Consider the following 15,632-nt stretch of genomic DNA (forward strand, 5'->3'; position numbering starts at 1 on the left):
GGGGTCAGTGCGTCATGAAGGAGGTGACGGGCAGCGCCCGTTCGACGACGCGGACGTCACCGAGGCGTCCGCGCAGGATCTGGTCGATCTTCCCGCCGTACTCGTAACCGCCCAGCAGCCAGGGGAGTCCGACGGAGGCGATGCCGATCGAGGTGGCCCTCGGATTGCGGACCACGGGGCAGCCCTCGACGTAGAGCGTGGTGTGCCTGCCGTCGTTGACGACCGCGAGGTGCCACCAGGTCTCCAGCGGGGTCTCCTGGCCCCAGTTGGTGGCGATGCCCTGCTGGTTGAGGGGGCGCATCGCCCATTGCGGCTCGCGGTCGTTGGACAGCGACAGCGTGGCCAGCGGCTCGTCGGGGTCGTCGCCCGTCTTGCCGGCGGCGCCGCCCGTGCCGGTGCGGCTGACGATGCCGGACCAGGCGTGATGGGAGGGGTCCCAGTCGGCGGGCAGACGGTAGAAGGCCTCGATGGTGTAACCGGCCTTGAACGTCGCCGAGTTGAGCGGGGCGCCGTCGACCGTGCGCAGATACGCGCCCTTCAGCGGGGACTTGTAGCCCTGGAACTCCAGGCTGCCGTGCCCGGGTTGATCGGGGTGGTGGTCGGCGGACCAGCCCAGCGTGCCGCCGCCGACGGTGACCAGGCAGAGGTCGTTGCCGCGGCCGGACAGGTCGCGGACGGTGTCCTTCGCCGCCGAGTCGAAGCGCCAGTAGGCCACCGTGCCCGGTATCAGCAGCCGTGACACCGGACGCTCCGCCCGCGCGGGCACCGGATCGAATCCGGAGAACCGCTCGGCGAAGTCGACCTCGACCGTGAACCGGTCGGCGTCACCGCTGAGTTCGCTCTCCTGCCGCTCCAGCTCGTTGAGGCCCTTCCCCGCCCGGCCCAGGATCCACGGCGAGACCGTCTCGACGTCGATGACGTTCCGGTCGAGGTCGAAACGGTAGAGGCGGATCATCGCCGCGCCGCCGAAGTAGCGGTTCTGGTAGTTCGTGAGATGGAGGTGGACGTCATGTCCTGCCGCGTTCTTGCGGGTTGCGCGGCCGGCGGGCCAGTAGTGGCCGTTGAGGGTGAGGAAGATCTGGTCGTGGTCCTCGATCAGCTGGTCCCACAGTTGCTGACCGTAGTCCGACAGGGTGTCGTCCTCGACGACCAGCTCGTGGGTGGTGAGGACGACGGGTGTCCTCGGGTGCTGGGCGAGGACGTCCTTCGCCCACGCGTACCCCTTCGTCGACAGCCGCCAGTCCAGCGCCAGGACCATCCACTCGCGGCCCGCGGCCGTGAACAGGTGGAAGGTGTTGTAGCCGTCGGAAGAGGCGCCGCCGTAGGTCGGCTTGCCCTTGAACCGGTCCGGCCCGAAGGCGTCCAGGTACGGCGTCGAGCCGCGCTGGTCGTCCGTCGACGACTTCACGTCGTGATTGCCGGCCAGGACGCTGTAGCCGACACCGCGCCGGTCCAGCAGCTTGAACGCCTCGCTGATCGCGGCGACTTCGGCCGCCGCACCGTTCTGCGTGAGGTCGCCCAGGTGGGACAGGAAGACGAGGTTCTCGTCCTTGCCGTGCTCCAGGAGATGGCGCAGGGACGCCTCGACAGGCGCCTTGTCGATGCTCGGCCCGTCGAAGAGGTACTGCGTGTCGGGCATCACCGCGAGGGTGAAGCGCCGACTGTCGGTGTCGGGCCGCCAACGGCTCTGCGTGGCGGCCTCGGCCACGCCCGGCAGGGCGACGCCGGCCGTGGCGGCGGCGCCGAGCAGCGCGGTCGCCCGGAGGAAACTACGGCGTCCGGCGCCCGCCTGGGCATGGTCGGACCCGTGCTCATGCGAAGTGCACACGTGTGCTCCGTAAAAGGGGTGAAATCCGGTGGAGTTCAGAGAGTGCGCAGGGTCCAGCTCCAGCGGTGGACACCCGGTGCGACCAGGTAGGAGGGGAAGGTGTCGGGGCCGCACGAAGCCGTGCCGAGACCCCGGTGGGCCGCGTCGAGGTGCACCACGCACCCGGCGCGCGGCACCAGTTGGTCGTGATGGGTGACGGAGGTGAGGTCCTCCGCGCGGTAGCGGGTCACGGAGACCTGGCGCGGCTCGTCGAGCGCGACCGTCAGCCCGGTCGCGTCGGGCGCCGAGAGCGTGAAGCGCCGTACGCCGTGGCGACCGCCGCTCTCCTGCGGACGCAGATAGGGGGTGAACAACTCGTCGACCGGCACGGAGTGATGACCCACGGGCGCTCCAACGCTCCGGTCCGGGTACGACTCCCAGGGCCCCTGCCCGAACCACTCCAGCAGATCCAGGCCCGCCACCGTCTCGAACACCGACCCGACCCGCGCCACGTCGTCGAACTCCGCCGGCAGCTCGGCCTCCTCGTCGATCCGTACGCCGCCCTCGACCGGCGTGAGAACCTGCCGGTGCCGCACGACGCCGAGCGTGCCGGCGTACTCCGCGACCACGGTCGTCCGGCCGTCGTCCTCCCGCACCGACACCGCCTTGCGGACGAGCGAGTCGAGCCCCCAGGTCCGCCAGCGCAGCGCCATGCCGCCCAGCTCGTCGTTGTCGGTGGGCGCCCGCCACAGGGACAAGGTGGGGGCGGCGGTGAGCAGGGGGTGGACCAGCAGCCCGTCGGCGTCGACCTCGACGGAACGGTTCTCCGGGGAAGCGGGGACCGGGGCAGCCTCGCGCAGCCGCACCTGAGGCAGACACACCACCGTGCCCCGCGGCGCCCATGCCTCGTCCCGCGCGGTCGTCACCCGCAACGTCAGCCAGGCCTCGCCGCCCCCACGCGGTACCTCGAAGGGGAGCGGTACGACCGCCGTCTCACCGGGCCGCAGATCCGGCAGCTCGGCGGGCGCGGTCAGCGTGTGACCGTCGGCGAGCGACAGCTCCCACTCGCCGGCCAGCCAGTCCAGGCCGCGGAAGTGCTGATGGTTGCCGAGCACGATGCCCTCGTGCTTGAAGCACTCGATACGCACCGGCGCCGAGATCTCCCGGTGCTCGTACATCGCGGGCTTGGGAGTGCGGTCCGGGAACACGACGCCGTCGGCGATGAAGGCGCCGTCGTGGATGGTCTCGCCGAAGTCGCCGCCGTACGCCCAGCGATGGCCAGGCGCGGCGACACCGTTGTCACAGAGCCCGGCGCCCCCACGCCCGACCGGTCTTCCGTCGTTCACACGCTGGAGAATGCCGTGGTCCCAGAACTCCCAGATGAACCCACCCTGAAGACCTGGCGTTGACTCGATGGCCGCCCAATGGTCCGCGAGCGTGCCGTTGCTGTTGCCCATGGCGTGGGAGTACTCGCACTGGATGAGCGGCCTGGTCTGCTCGCCGGACAGGGCGTGGGCGACACAGTCCTCCAGCGGCGCGTACATGGGGCAGGCGATGTCGGAGGCGTCGTCCGTCGCCGCCCAGTCGAGCTTGGCCGCACCCTCGTACTGGATCGGCCGCGTCGGATCGTGCCGGCGCACCCAGCCCGCCGCGGCGTCGTGGTTGGCGCCGTAGTCGGACTCGTTGCCCAGCGACCAGATGATCACCGACGGATGGTTCTTGTCGCGGAGCACCATCCGCGAGACCCGGTCGACGAAGGCGTTCAGATAGCGCGGGTCGTCGGCGATCTCATGGGCATGGTCGTGGGACTCGATGTCCGCCTCGTCGACGACGTAGAAGCCGAGTTCGTCGGCGAGGTCGTACAGCCCGGGGTCGTTCGGGTAGTGGGCGGTGCGGATCGCGTTGAAGCCGAACCGCTTCAGCAGGACGAGATCCGCGCGCATGTCGTCGTACGACACCGTCCGGCCCGTCAGCGGATGGAAGTCGTGCCGGTTCACACCGCGGATGAACACCCGCTCGCCGTTGACGAGGAGGTTGCGGCCGACGATCTCGACGTCGCGGAAGCCGATGCGGTGGTACGAGGTGTCGGCGACCGTCGCGTCGGCGCGGTGCAGGCGGACGGTCAGGCCGTACAGCTCGGGCGTCTCGGCGTTCCAGGTGCGCACGTCGGGGACGGTGGTGTGCAGCCGCACCTCGCCGAGGAAGTCGGAGACCCGCTCGTCCTCGACGTTGGCGCGGTCGAACTCCGCGTCCTGGGCGAGGAGCCGTCCGTCCAGCTCGCCGGTGACGTACCACCCGTCGGGAAGCGCGCCGGCCGCGTCCCGCACCCGGCAGTCGACCCGCAGCTCACCGCTGTACGCGGCCCGTACGGTCACGTCCGCGAGATACAGCGGGTCGGTGGCGTACAGCAGCACCGAGCGGGTGATCCCGCCGTGCCACCACTGGTCCTGGTCCTCGATGTGCGAGGCGTCGGACCACTTGACGACGGTGAGGCGTACGGTGGCGCGCTCGCCGGGCCGGACGAAGGGCGTGAGGTCGAACTCGGCGACGAGGTGGGAATCCTTGGAGATGCCGACCGGCCGCCCGTCCACCTGCACGAGCAGCACGCTCTCGGCGGCGCCGACCTGGAGCACGATCCGGCGGCCGGTCCACTCGGCGGGGATGCCGACCGTGCGCTCGTACACACCCGTCGGGTTTCTGTATACAGGCGACAGGGGCGGGAATTCCGCATACGGCATACGGATGTTCGTGTACTGGGGAAGGTCGTCGGTGTCCTGCATCGTCCAGACACCCGGCACGTACGCCGTCGACCACGGACCGCCGACCGGCGCGTCCGGAGCTGGCAGCAGCTGGAAGTTCCAGTCGCCGTCCAGGGGGAGTGCTCCGGAGCGCCGGTCGACGGCGTTCATGGGCAGTCGCCCCCAGGAGGTCACCTCGGGTGCCTCCCAGGGACGCAGGGCGAGCAGGGGATCGCTCGTCATCCGCGCACGGCCCCCTTCGCGAGGTCACCGATGATCTGCTTGGCGCCGACCGCGAACACGATCAGCAGCGGGACGAGGGCGAGCAGCGCACCGGTCATCACGATGCCGTAGTCGGTGGTGCCGTGGGTGCCGTTGAGCTGGGACAGCGCGACCTGGAGGGTCACGTTGTCCGGGTTGGTGAGGGCGATCAGGGGCCAGGCGAAGTCGTTCCACTGCCCCATGAAGGTGAAGATGCCGAGGAAGGCGAGGCCGGGGCGGACCACCGGGAGCGCCACGTGCCAGTACTGGCGCAGGAAGTTGGCGCCGTCGAGCCTGGAGGCGTCGAGCAGTTCGTCGTGGATGGCGGTCTTCATGTACTGGCGCATCCAGAAGATGCCGAAGGCGTTGGCCGCGGCCGGCACGATCAGCGCGGTCATCGAGCCGATCCAGCCGATCTTCGCCATGAGGACGAACTGCGGGATGACCGACAGCTGCGCCGGCACCATGAAGATGACCATGAGCAGCCCGAACAGCGGCCCCTTGCCGGGGAATTCGAACTTCGCGAAGACGAACGCGGCGAGGGAGTCGAAGAGCAGGACCAGGAAGGTCACCGACGCCGCGACCAGCAGCGAGTTCCACATCGACCCGAAGAAGTCGATGGCGTCGAAGAGATTGCGGACGTTCTCCAGGAAGTGCGTGCCCGGCAGCAGCTTCGGCGGGTACGAGAAGATCTCCGTCGAGCTGTGCGTCGACATGATCACGGCCCAGTAGAACGGGAAGGCCGAGATCAGCGTGCCGAGGATCAGCGGGAGGTGCAGCGCGATCCCTCTGCGGTGGGACCCCTTGATGGATGGCATGATGCGCCCTTCCTAGTCGCCCCGGCGCTGCACGAGGCGCCAGTTGATGATCGAGAAGAGGACGACGACGAGGAAGATGCCCCACGCCACGGCGGCGCCGTACCCGAAGTCGTTGTTGTCGAAGGTCTGTTGGAAGAAGTAGAGGACCATCGTCTGGCCCGAGTGGCCCGGACCGCCCGCGAACGTCGAGTCGTTGGACGAGGTCTGGAGCAGGACCTGTGGTTCGGAGAAGCTCTGCAGGCCGGTGACCGTCGAGACGACGAGTACGAAGAGCAGCGTGGGCCGCAGCAGGGGCAGCGTGATCCGGAAGAAGGTCTGGACGGGCCCGGCGCCGTCCATGCGCGCCGCCTCGTACAGGTCGCTCGGGACGGTCTGGAGGCCGGCGAGGAAGATGATGGCGTTGTAGCCGGTCCACTGCCAGGTCATCAGCGCCGCGATGGTGACCTTGATGCCCCAGGGCGTGTTCAGCCAGGCGACCTGGTCGATCCCGACCGCGTGCAGGACCGCGTTCACCATGCCGGCGTTGGTGGAGAAGATCGAGCCGAAGACGATCGCGATGGCGACGACCGAGGTGACGTTCGGCAGGAAGTACGCGACGCGGTACAGGCTCTTGAACCGGACCGCCGAGTTGAGCATCACGGCCGTGATCATCGCCAGCAGGATCATGGGGAAGGTGGCCATCGCCCAGATGGTGATCGTGTTGCCGATCGAGTTCCAGAAGTCGCTGTCGCTCAGCAGGTACCGGTACTGCGAGAGCCCGGCCCACTCCATCGAGCCGAGGCCGTCCCAGCGGTGGAAGGACAGATAGAGCGAGAAGCCGACCGGGAACAGACCGAAGCCGAGGAAGATCAGGTAGAAGGGGGAGATGGCGGCGTACAGGTGCCAGTACTTGCGGAAGCCCTTCTTCGGCTGTGACGAGGAGGGCTGTGCGACAGCGGGCGGAGTCTGCTCGAGTACGGCCATCAGTAGCTCACCCCCAGGTGCTTCGCGATGCGACGGCACTTGCTCATGGCGTCACTCCAGGCCTTCTTCGGGTCCTTGCCGAGGACGCCGACGTTCTTGATCTCGTCCTTGATGGGCTGCCCGAGGGCGACGTCGTACGGGCTGTTGTAGGCGACGGCGATCTTCTGCGCGGCGGGCCCGAAGATGTCGGTCGTGACCTGGCCGCCGAAGAAGTCGTCCGGCTCCTGCATCTGCTTCAGGGCGTACGAGGCGGGCGTGGAGGGGAAGAGGCCCGCGTCGACGTAACCCTGCGCCTGGTTGGCCGCGTCGAGGATCCAGGTGATGATCTCGAAGGCCTGCTCGGGCTCGCGGCACGCCTTGGTGATCGACAGGAACGAGCCGCCGTTGTTGGCCGGCCGCACCGGCATGTCGGCTACCCGATACCTGCCCTTGGTCTTCGGCACACCGTTCTTGATGTCGAAGGCCGCCCAGGAGGCGCCCAGTTCGCTGGGCAGCTTGCCGTCCTGCTTGGCGGACAGCTGGTCCGGGGTGCCGTTCACGAGGTCGGAGACGATCCCGCGACGCTTGGCCTCCACGGCGAGCGCCCAGGCGTTGCGTACGTGCTCCTGGTCGCCGATGAAGTGGCGGTCCTTGTCGACGTACCGTTTGGAACCCTGCTGTACGACGTTCTCGAAGACGGAGTTGACGTCCGTGAGGAGCATGGTCCCCGGGATCCGCTTCTTGAGCTGCTCACCCGCGGCGAAGAAGTTCTCCCAGGTGTTCAACTCCTTGGACACGTCGGCCGGTTCGTACGGCAGCCCCGCCTTGCGGAAGATCTCGTACTGGTAGTAGTGCGCGACCGGCCCGCAGTCGATCGGGAATCCGACCATCGTGCCGTCGTCGGCGATGCCCTGGTCCCACTTCCAGGACAGGTACTGGCTCTTGTACTTCTCCGCGCCCAGCGTCCGCAGATCGATGAACTGGTCCGCGTTCGGCAGATAGGCGGCCATGTCCTCGCCCTTGAGCCCCGCGATGTCGGGGATGTGGGCCTTGCCGGTGATCGTGGTGATGAGCTTGGAGCGGTACTGGCCGCCGATCTGGATGGCCTGGAGGTCGACCGAACTGTCGTAGCGGGCCTTGGCGTTCTTGACGACGGTGTCGCTCAGGCCGCCGCTCCAGTACCACAGGACCATGTTCCGGCCGGTCGAGCCGGTCGGAACGGCACAGCCGGACGCCAGGCCGCCGAGCGCCGTGGCGGCCGTACCGGCCAGGCCCGCGCGGAGCAGGCCTCTTCGTGAGAGCCGCACAGCTCCCACCGCCTTTCGGGGGTTTTCGGGTCTTCGCATATGTACGGGGGGTCAGAACTGCCGTGCGGGGGGAGTGACGGGGGCGTACTGGACGGGAGGCCCGGGGTCGGCCGGGATCCGGTCGGACAGAAAACCGTATGCAGTCTTCAGTTCGCGGTCGGCGAGCGACCGCCACCAGCGGTCGACGCCGTACCAGCCGGGTGCGGCCAGCGCCCCACCCGGATGCTGGACGGACAGCCCGGCCGCGAGCACCGCGAACCGCAGCCGCTCCTCGAGCGGCCAGCCGCCGAGCGAGGCCGCGACGAAGCTCGCGCCGAACACGTCCCCGGCGCCCGTCGCGTCCAGGACATCGATGTCGAGGGCCGGGACGTCCGCGTACTCGCCCGTGGTCTGGTCCACGGCCACCGCGCCGTCCCCGCCCCGCGTGACCACGGCGACCGGCACCAGCTCGGAGAGCGTGCCGAGCGCCGCGACCGCGCTGTCGGTGCGGGTGTAGGCCATCGCCTCGGTCTCGTTGGGGAGGAAGGCGTGGCACAGCTTCAGCTGGTCCAGCAGGTCCGTGGACCACTGCTGGGTGGGATCCCAGCCGACGTCGGCGTAGATCTGCGTGCCGTTCGCGGCGGCCTTGGTGAGCCAGTCGCGCGGTTCGGCCTCCAGGTGTACGAGGGCCGTGCGCGCCTCGGGCGGGTCGCCCATCAGCGCGTCCTGGGAGAACGGGGGCTCCTGGCCGTGGGTGACCAGGGCCCGGTCGTCGCCGTGGGCGAGGGAGACGGTGACGGGGGTGGGCCAGCCGTCCGCGGTGCGGGAGAGCGAGAGGTCGACGCCCTCCTGGTCGTCGAGGACGTCCCGGCAGTACTCGCCGTAGAAGTCGTCGCCGAAGACCGTCGCCAGGGAGGTCCGCAGGCCGAAGCGGGACGCGGCGACCGCCAGGTTGGCGATGCCGCCGGGGCCGCAGCCCATGCCGGCCGTCCAGATCTCCTCGCCCGGCGTCGGCGGCCTGCCCAGACCCGTGAGGACGAGGTCGTAGAAGAGCAGCCCGGTCAGCAGTACATCGGGCCGGTCGTCGTCCACGCGCACATCCTCTCGTCCGGCGCTCCACGACGGAGCTCGTCAAAACTCTTCAAATTCGATGACCGGAATCGTGCGCCGCTCCGCGACATTGGTCAATACCTGAGCAGAAGTGAGCATGGAAATGATTGGCAATGACGAGTACTGTTCACGTCGTGCTGGCAGAACGACGACATCAACTCATCCTGCGGGCCCTGCGCTCCGGCGGTCCCGCGGCCGTGACCGACCTCTCCGAGCAGCTGGGTGTGAGCCCCGCCACGATCAGACGTGACCTGGTCAAACTCGAGGAGGACGGGCTGCTCACCCGTGTCCACGGCGGCGCCCGCGCCGAGGAGGGCGACCAGCCCTTCGCCGAGGTCGCCGAGGTGCGGGTGGCCGAGAAGGACGTCATAGCCGCGCATGCGGCGGGGCTGATCGAGGACGGTCAGTCGGTGCTGCTCGACATCGGCACCACCGCCTACCGCCTGGCCCGCCAGCTGCACGGCCGCCGTCTCACCGTGATCACCAGCAACCTGGTGGTCTACGAGGAACTCGCCGACGACGAGGGCATCGAACTGGTCCTGCTCGGCGGCATGGTCCGCCGCGAGTACCGCTCCCTGGTCGGCTTCCTCACCGAGGACAACCTCCGCCAGCTGCACGCGGACTGGCTCTTCCTCGGCACCAGTGGAGTGCGCCCCGGTGGGCAGGTGATGGACACGACGGTCGTCGAGGTGCCGGTCAAGCGCGCCATGATCAAGGCGAGCGAGAGGATCGTGCTGCTCGCCGACGCGGCGAAGTTCCCGGGTACGGGGATGGCGAAGGTCTGCGGTCCCGAGGACCTGGACGTGGTGGTGACGAACGCGCCGGTGAACGCGGCGACGCGGGCCTCCCTGGAGGAGGCGGGCGTCGAGGTGGTCGTGGCAGGAAAGGTTCAAGCGTGAAGCTGACGATTCTGGGCGGCGGCGGATTCCGCGTGCCGCTCGTGTACGGGGCGCTCCTGACGGACCGCGCCGAGGGGCGGGTCACGGAAGTCGTTCTGCACGATCTGGACGACAGCCGACTGTATGCAGTCGCCCGGGTACTGGCTGAACAGGCATCGACCGTCGACGACGCCCCCACGGTCACCGCCACCACCGACCTCGACGAGGCGCTCCGCGGCGCCGACTTCATCTTCTCCGCGATCCGCGTCGGCGGCCTGGAGGGCCGCGCCGACGACGAGCGGGTGGCCCTCGCCGAAGGCGTCCTCGGCCAGGAGACGGTCGGCGCCGGCGGTATCGCCTACGGTCTGCGCACGGTCCCCGTCGCCGTCGACATCGCCCAGCGGGTTGCCCGCCTCGCCCCCGACGCCTGGGTCATCAACTTCACCAACCCGGCAGGTCTCGTCACCGAGGCCATGTCCCGCCACCTCGGCAACCGCGTCATCGGCATCTGCGACTCACCGGTCGGCCTCGGCCGCCGTATCGCCCGGGTGCTCGGCGCGAACCCGAACGAGGCGTGGATCGACTACGTCGGCCTCAACCACCTCGGCTGGGTCCGCGGCCTGCGTGTCGCCGGCCGCGACGAACTCCCGCGGCTGCTCGCCGACCCCGGACTGCTCGGCTCCTTCGAGGAGGGCAAGCTCTTCGGCGTCGACTGGCTGCAGTCGCTCGGCGCGATCCCCAACGAATACCTGCACTACTACTACTTCAACCGCGAGACCGTCCGCGCCTACCAGCAGGCCGAGAAGACCCGCGGCGCCTTCCTCGCCGACCAGCAGGCCGCCTTCTACGAGGAGATGCGCCGCCCGGACGCGGCCGCCCTCACCGCCTGGGACCGCACGCGCGCCGAGCGCGAGGCCACCTACATGTCCGAGAACCGCGAGAGCGCCGGAGCCGGTGAGCGCGACGCCGACGACCTGTCCGGCGGCTACGAGAAGGTCGCCCTCGCCCTGATGCGGGCCATCGCCCGCGATGAGCGCACCACCCTGATCCTCAACGTCCGCAACCAGGGCACCCTCTCGGTGCTCGACAACGATGCCGTGATCGAGGTCCCGTGCCTCGTCGACGCCAACGGCGCCCACCCGGTCGCCGTCGCCCCGCTGCCCGACCACGCGAGCGGCCTGGTCTGCTCGGTCAAGGCGGTCGAGCGCGAGGTGCTGGCCGCCGCCGAGTCCGGCTCCCGTACGACGGCGGTGAAGGCGTTCGCGCTGCACCCGCTCGTCGACTCCGTGAACGTCGCCCGGCGACTGGTCGAGGGCTACACCGAGGTCCATCCGGGCCTGGCGTACCTTAAGTGAGCACACGAGGGGAAAGCGCTTTCTCCCTCGTTGTGCCCCGCCCGGCCCGCCTGCCTCCGCTTCCACCCGCTCGCTCCCTTCCTGGAGACCTCTCATGCACGACGAACGCCGCCGGATCGAGGAACGCGTAGAGCGCCTCCACAACCAGCGCATCAAGCCCGCGATCTACGCGGCCACCGTCCCCTTCGAGGTCGAGGCCTGGCAGGCGCCGGGGGAGCCGGTCCCCTTCGAGGAGGCCGCGGCGGCCCGGTACGCGCCCTTCGCGATGGACACCCCGTGGGGTCCGCCCTGGGGCACCACCTGGTTCCGGATGCGGGGCGAAGTGCCCGCCGAGTTCGCCGGGAAGCGTGTCGAGGCGGTCATCGACCTCGGCTTCGTGGGCGACTGGCCGGGCAACCAGGCCGAGGCGCTGGTCCACCTGCCCGACGGCCGTCCCCTGAAGGCGGTCAACCCGCTCAACCAGTACGTGCCGATCGCCAACCCGGCGACGGGCGGGGAGCAGATCGACTACCTGGTCGAGGCGGCGTCCAACCCCGACATCCTGGCGAACAACTTCGAGGCTCCGACACTGCTCGGCGATGTACTGACGGCAGGCGACCGTCCACTGTATACATTCCAGCGCGCCGACATCGCCGTCCTCGACGAGGAGGTCTGGCACCTCGACCTGGACCTCCAGGTGCTGCTCGGCGTCATGGTCCACCTCGGTGATCACGAGCCGCGCCGCCACGAGATCCTGCACGCCCTGGACCGGGCCATGGACGCCCTCGACCTGGACGACATCTCCGGCAGCGCGGCGGCGGTCCGCGAGGTGCTGGCCCCGGTCCTGGCGAAGCCCGCCCACGCCAGCGCGCACACGGTCTCCGGCGTCGGGCACGCCCACATCGACTCGGCCTGGCTGTGGCCCATCCGCGAGACCAAGCGCAAGACGTCGCGCACCTTCTCCAACGTCACCTCGCTCGCCGACGAGTACGACGACTTCATCTTCGCCTGCTCCCAGGCCCAGCAGTACGAGTGGGTGCGCGACAACTACCCGCACGTGTGGGCCCGCATCCAGGAGTCCGTGAAGAAGGGCCAGTGGGCCCCGGTCGGCGGCATGTGGGTCGAGTCCGACGGCAACCTCCCCGGCGGCGAGGCCATCGCCCGCCAGCTCGTCCACGGCAAGCGGTTCTTCATCGAGCACTTCGGCATCGAGACCAAGGGCGTCTGGCTGCCGGACTCCTTCGGCTACAACGCCGCCTACCCGCAGCTCGCCAAGCTCGCCGGCAACGAGTGGTTCCTGACCCAGAAGATCTCCTGGAACCAGACCAACAAGTTCCCCCACCACACCTTCTGGTGGGAGGGCATCGACGGCACCCGCATCTTCACGCATTTCCCGCCGATCGACACCTACAACGCCCGTTTCAGCGGCGAGGAGATGGACCGCGCCGTCCGCAACTACGCCGAGAAGGGCGCCGGTTCGCGCTCCCTGGCCCCCTTCGGCTGGGGCGACGGCGGTGGTGGCCCCACCCGCGAGATCATGGAACGCGCCCGGCGCCTCGCGGACCTGGAGGGCTCGCCCAAGGTCGTCGTCGAGCACCCCGACGAGTTCTTCGCCAAGGCCCGCGCCGAGTACGAGGACGCCCCCGTCTGGAACGGCGAGCTCTACCTGGAGCTCCACCGCGCCACGTACACCTCCCAGGCCCGCACCAAGCAGGGCAACCGCCGCAGCGAACACAAGCTCCGCGAGGCCGAGTTGTGGGCGACGACGGCCGCCCTGCACGCGCCGGGCTACGCGTACCCGTACGAGAAGCTGGACCGCCTCTGGAAGACGGTCCTGCTGCACCAGTTCCACGACATCCTGCCGGGATCGTCCATCGCCTGGGTGCACCGCGAGGCGGAGGCCGAATACGCGCGGGTGGCCGAGGAGCTGGAGGTGCTGACGACGGAGGCGGTCGCGGCCCTGGGCGGCGGTGGGGCACGGGTCTTCAACACGAGCCCGTACGACCGCACGGACGTGGTCCGGGACGGCTCGGGCGTACCGACGTATGTGACGGTGCCCGCGAGCGGCAGCGCGCCCCTCGCCGCCGCCGAGCCCGCGCACCCGGTGACGGTCGAGGGCCGCGTCCTCGACAACGGTCTCGTCCGTGTGCAGGTGGCAGAAGACGGAACACTGTCGTCTGTATACGATCTTCGGGCGAAGCGTGAAGTCCTCGCGGAGCAGGGCAACCTCCTCCGCCTGCACACCGACCTCCCGAACTACTGGGACGCCTGGGACATCGACAAGCACTACAAGAACCGCTTCACCGACCTGCTGGAGGCGGACGCGGTGACGGTCGTCGAGCAGGACCCGCTGCTCGGGGCGATCCGCGTCACCCGCTCCTTCGGCAAGGGCTCGAAGATCACCCAGACGATCACCGTCCGCGCCGGCAGCCCCCGTATCGACTTCGAGACCGAGATCGACTGGCACGAGGCCGAGAAGATCCTCAAGGCGGGCTTCCCGGTCGACATCCGCGCCCCGCACTCCTCCGCGGAGATCCAGTTCGGCCACATCCAGCGCCCCACCCACACCAACACCAGCTGGGAGGCGGCCCGTTTCGAGGTCTCCGGCCACCGCTGGGTGCACGTCGGGGAGCCCGGCTACGGCGTCGCGGTCATCAACGACTCGACGTACGGCCACGACGTCTCCCGCACGGTCCGCGAGGACGGCGGTACGACGACCAAGGTCAGCCTCAGCCTGGTGCGCGCCCCGCGCGTCCCGGACCCGGAGGCCGACCAGGGCAAGCACCGCTTCACCTACTCCCTGCTGCCCGGCGCGAGCATCGAGGACGCGGTCGCCGAGGGATATGCCCTCAACCTGCCCCTGCGCGTGGCCGATTCGGCGGGCGAGCCGGAGCCGGTCGTCTCCGTCGACGGCGAGGGCATCACCGTCGAGGCGGTCAAGCTCGCCGACGACACCTCGGGCGATGTGGTGGTACGGCTCTACGAGTCCCGCGGCGGCCGCGCCCAGGGTGTCCTGCGCACCGGCTTCCCGCTCGCCGGGGCCAGGGTGACCGACCTGCTGGAGCGACCCCTGACCGAGGACGAGGCGGCCGTCGACGGCACGGTCCCCGTGACGCTGCGCCCCTTCCAGATCCTCACCCTGCGACTGAAGCGTGCCGAGGTGAACTGACCCATGCCCATGCAACCCTGGTTCACCGACGCCAAGTTGGGGATCTTCGTCCACTGGGGCATCTACGCCGTCGACGGCGTCCAGGAGTCCTGGTCGTTCTACGACGACATCGTCCCGCACGACCGGTACATGTCCCAGCTGGAGCGCTTCACCGGCGCCAAGTACGACCCTCGTGAGTGGGCCGACCTGTTCGCCCGTGCCGGCGCCCGGTACGCCGTCCTGACGACCCGTCACCATGACGGAGTGGCCCTGTGGGACACGGAGTTCGGCGACCTCAACCTCGGCAAGGACTACATCGGCCCCTACGCCGAGGCCCTGCGCGAGAAGGACCTCAAGGTCGGCTTCTACTACTCGCACTCCGACTGGAACCACCCCGACTACGCCACCACCCGCAAGCCGGGCCGCCCACCGGAGCAGGAGGACAACCGCTACTCCGAATGCTCGGCCGAGGACGAGGATCTGGCGGCCTGGGAGAGGTTCATCGCCTACCGGGACGGCCAGATCCGCGAGCTGGCCTCCCGTTACCGGCCCGACCTGATGTGGTTCGACGGCGAGTGGGACCGCAGCGAGGAGCAGTGGCGTATTCGCGAACTCGCCGCGCTCATACGCTCGTACAACCCCGACGTCGTCTTCAACGCCCGCATGCTCAGCGAAGGCGACTACGCCACCCCCGAACAGGGCGCCCCCATCGAACCCCCTGAGGGCCCCTGGGAGTTGTGCCTCACCATCAACGACTCGTGGGGCTACCAGCACCAGGACCACAACCACAAGTCGCTCACCCAGCTCGTCCGCTACTTCACCGAGACCATCGGCGGGGGCGGCAACCTGCTGCTCGACGTCGGCCCGATGGAGGACGGCACCATCCCGCAGCCGCAGGTGGAGCGCCTCGAAGGGCTGGGGGAGTGGATCGCGAAACACGCGGAGGCGGTGTACGGGACGGTGCGCGGGCTGCCGGCCGGGCACCACTACGGACCCAGCACCCTGTCCGCCGACGGCCGTACGCTCTACCTCACCCTGTTCGACATCCCCCGCGCCGAGATCGGCGTCCGCGGCCTGGCCACCCCGGTCCGCAAGGTCACCGTCCTCGGCACCGGCACGGAGCTCGCCCACCGTGTCGTCGGCGGACTGCACGAGGCCGTCGGCGTGCTGTGGATCGACCCGCCCGCCGAGGCCGACCTCGACCCGCACGCCACGGTGCTCGCGGTCGAACTGGAGGGGGAACTGGAGCTGTACCGAGGCGCGGGACGGTTCTGACGACGCCACGGGACGACGGTCCCCGGGCCCGCCAG

10 protein-coding genes are annotated in these 15,632 nt (G+C 69.4%); 4 read left to right on the plus strand and 6 right to left on the minus strand.

The genetic code is table 11. From position 1 onward, the window contains the following. Positions 1-4: 4 nt before the first annotated feature. From OHU89_RS40155 to OHU89_RS40180, 6 genes are read right to left on the minus strand one after another with little or no spacing between them, the layout of a single operon-like run. The gene (locus OHU89_RS40155) at positions 5-1,828 is read right to left on the minus strand and encodes a LamG-like jellyroll fold domain-containing protein (protein ID WP_405649972.1); all 1,824 of its coding nucleotides are present in this window, start codon (positions 1,826-1,828) and stop codon (positions 5-7) included. A 35-nt stretch (positions 1,829-1,863) separates the two neighbouring features. Beyond that, the gene (locus tag OHU89_RS40160; protein WP_405649974.1) at positions 1,864-4,788 is read right to left on the minus strand and encodes a glycoside hydrolase family 2 TIM barrel-domain containing protein; all 2,925 of its coding nucleotides are present in this window, start codon (positions 4,786-4,788) and stop codon (positions 1,864-1,866) included. After that, positions 4,785-5,624 carry a carbohydrate ABC transporter permease gene (locus OHU89_RS40165; protein ID WP_405649976.1) on the minus strand — a complete coding sequence of 280 codons (840 nt, stop codon included), beginning with the start codon at positions 5,622-5,624 and terminating at the stop codon, positions 4,785-4,787. Before OHU89_RS40165 ends, OHU89_RS40160 begins: the two co-directional genes overlap by 4 nt. Positions 5,625-5,636: 12 nt before the next feature. Continuing rightward, complete coding sequence (locus OHU89_RS40170) at positions 5,637-6,587, minus strand: carbohydrate ABC transporter permease (protein ID WP_405649978.1); 951 nt, start codon at positions 6,585-6,587, stop codon at positions 5,637-5,639. Beyond that, on the minus strand, positions 6,587-7,873 hold the full coding sequence (locus OHU89_RS40175) for an ABC transporter substrate-binding protein (RefSeq protein ID WP_405649980.1): 1,287 nt from the start codon (positions 7,871-7,873) through the stop codon (positions 6,587-6,589). The genes OHU89_RS40170 and OHU89_RS40175 overlap by 1 nt, the downstream gene beginning before the upstream one ends. 51 nt (positions 7,874-7,924) lie before the next feature. Further along, positions 7,925-8,944 (minus strand): carbohydrate kinase family protein, encoded by a 1,020-nt coding sequence (locus tag OHU89_RS40180; protein ID WP_405649982.1) that lies wholly within the window; start codon positions 8,942-8,944, stop codon positions 7,925-7,927. Positions 8,945-9,096: 152 nt separating this feature from the next. On the opposite strand from OHU89_RS40180, the gene OHU89_RS40185 reads away from it, so the two are divergent. From OHU89_RS40185 to OHU89_RS40200, 4 genes are all read left to right on the plus strand, one after another. Further along, positions 9,097-9,861 (plus strand): DeoR/GlpR family DNA-binding transcription regulator, encoded by a 765-nt coding sequence (locus OHU89_RS40185; protein WP_405649984.1) that lies wholly within the window; start codon positions 9,097-9,099, stop codon positions 9,859-9,861. Further along, entirely contained in the window at positions 9,858-11,195 is a 1,338-nt protein-coding gene (locus tag OHU89_RS40190; RefSeq protein WP_046256246.1) for a 6-phospho-beta-glucosidase, read from the plus strand. The genes OHU89_RS40185 and OHU89_RS40190 overlap by 4 nt, the downstream gene beginning before the upstream one ends. Before the next feature lie 94 nt (positions 11,196-11,289). Next, positions 11,290-14,343: an alpha-mannosidase gene (locus OHU89_RS40195; protein ID WP_405649986.1), complete on the plus strand. Its 3,054-nt coding sequence runs from the start codon at positions 11,290-11,292 to the stop codon at positions 14,341-14,343. A gap of 3 nt (positions 14,344-14,346) precedes the next feature. Continuing rightward, positions 14,347-15,597: an alpha-L-fucosidase gene (locus tag OHU89_RS40200; RefSeq protein ID WP_405649988.1), complete on the plus strand. Its 1,251-nt coding sequence runs from the start codon at positions 14,347-14,349 to the stop codon at positions 15,595-15,597. The last annotated feature ends 35 nt before the right edge of the window (positions 15,598-15,632 follow it).

The organism is Streptomyces sp. NBC_00019 (assembly GCF_045041015.1).
In the GTDB taxonomy this organism is placed as follows: domain Bacteria; phylum Actinomycetota; class Actinomycetes; order Streptomycetales; family Streptomycetaceae; genus Streptomyces.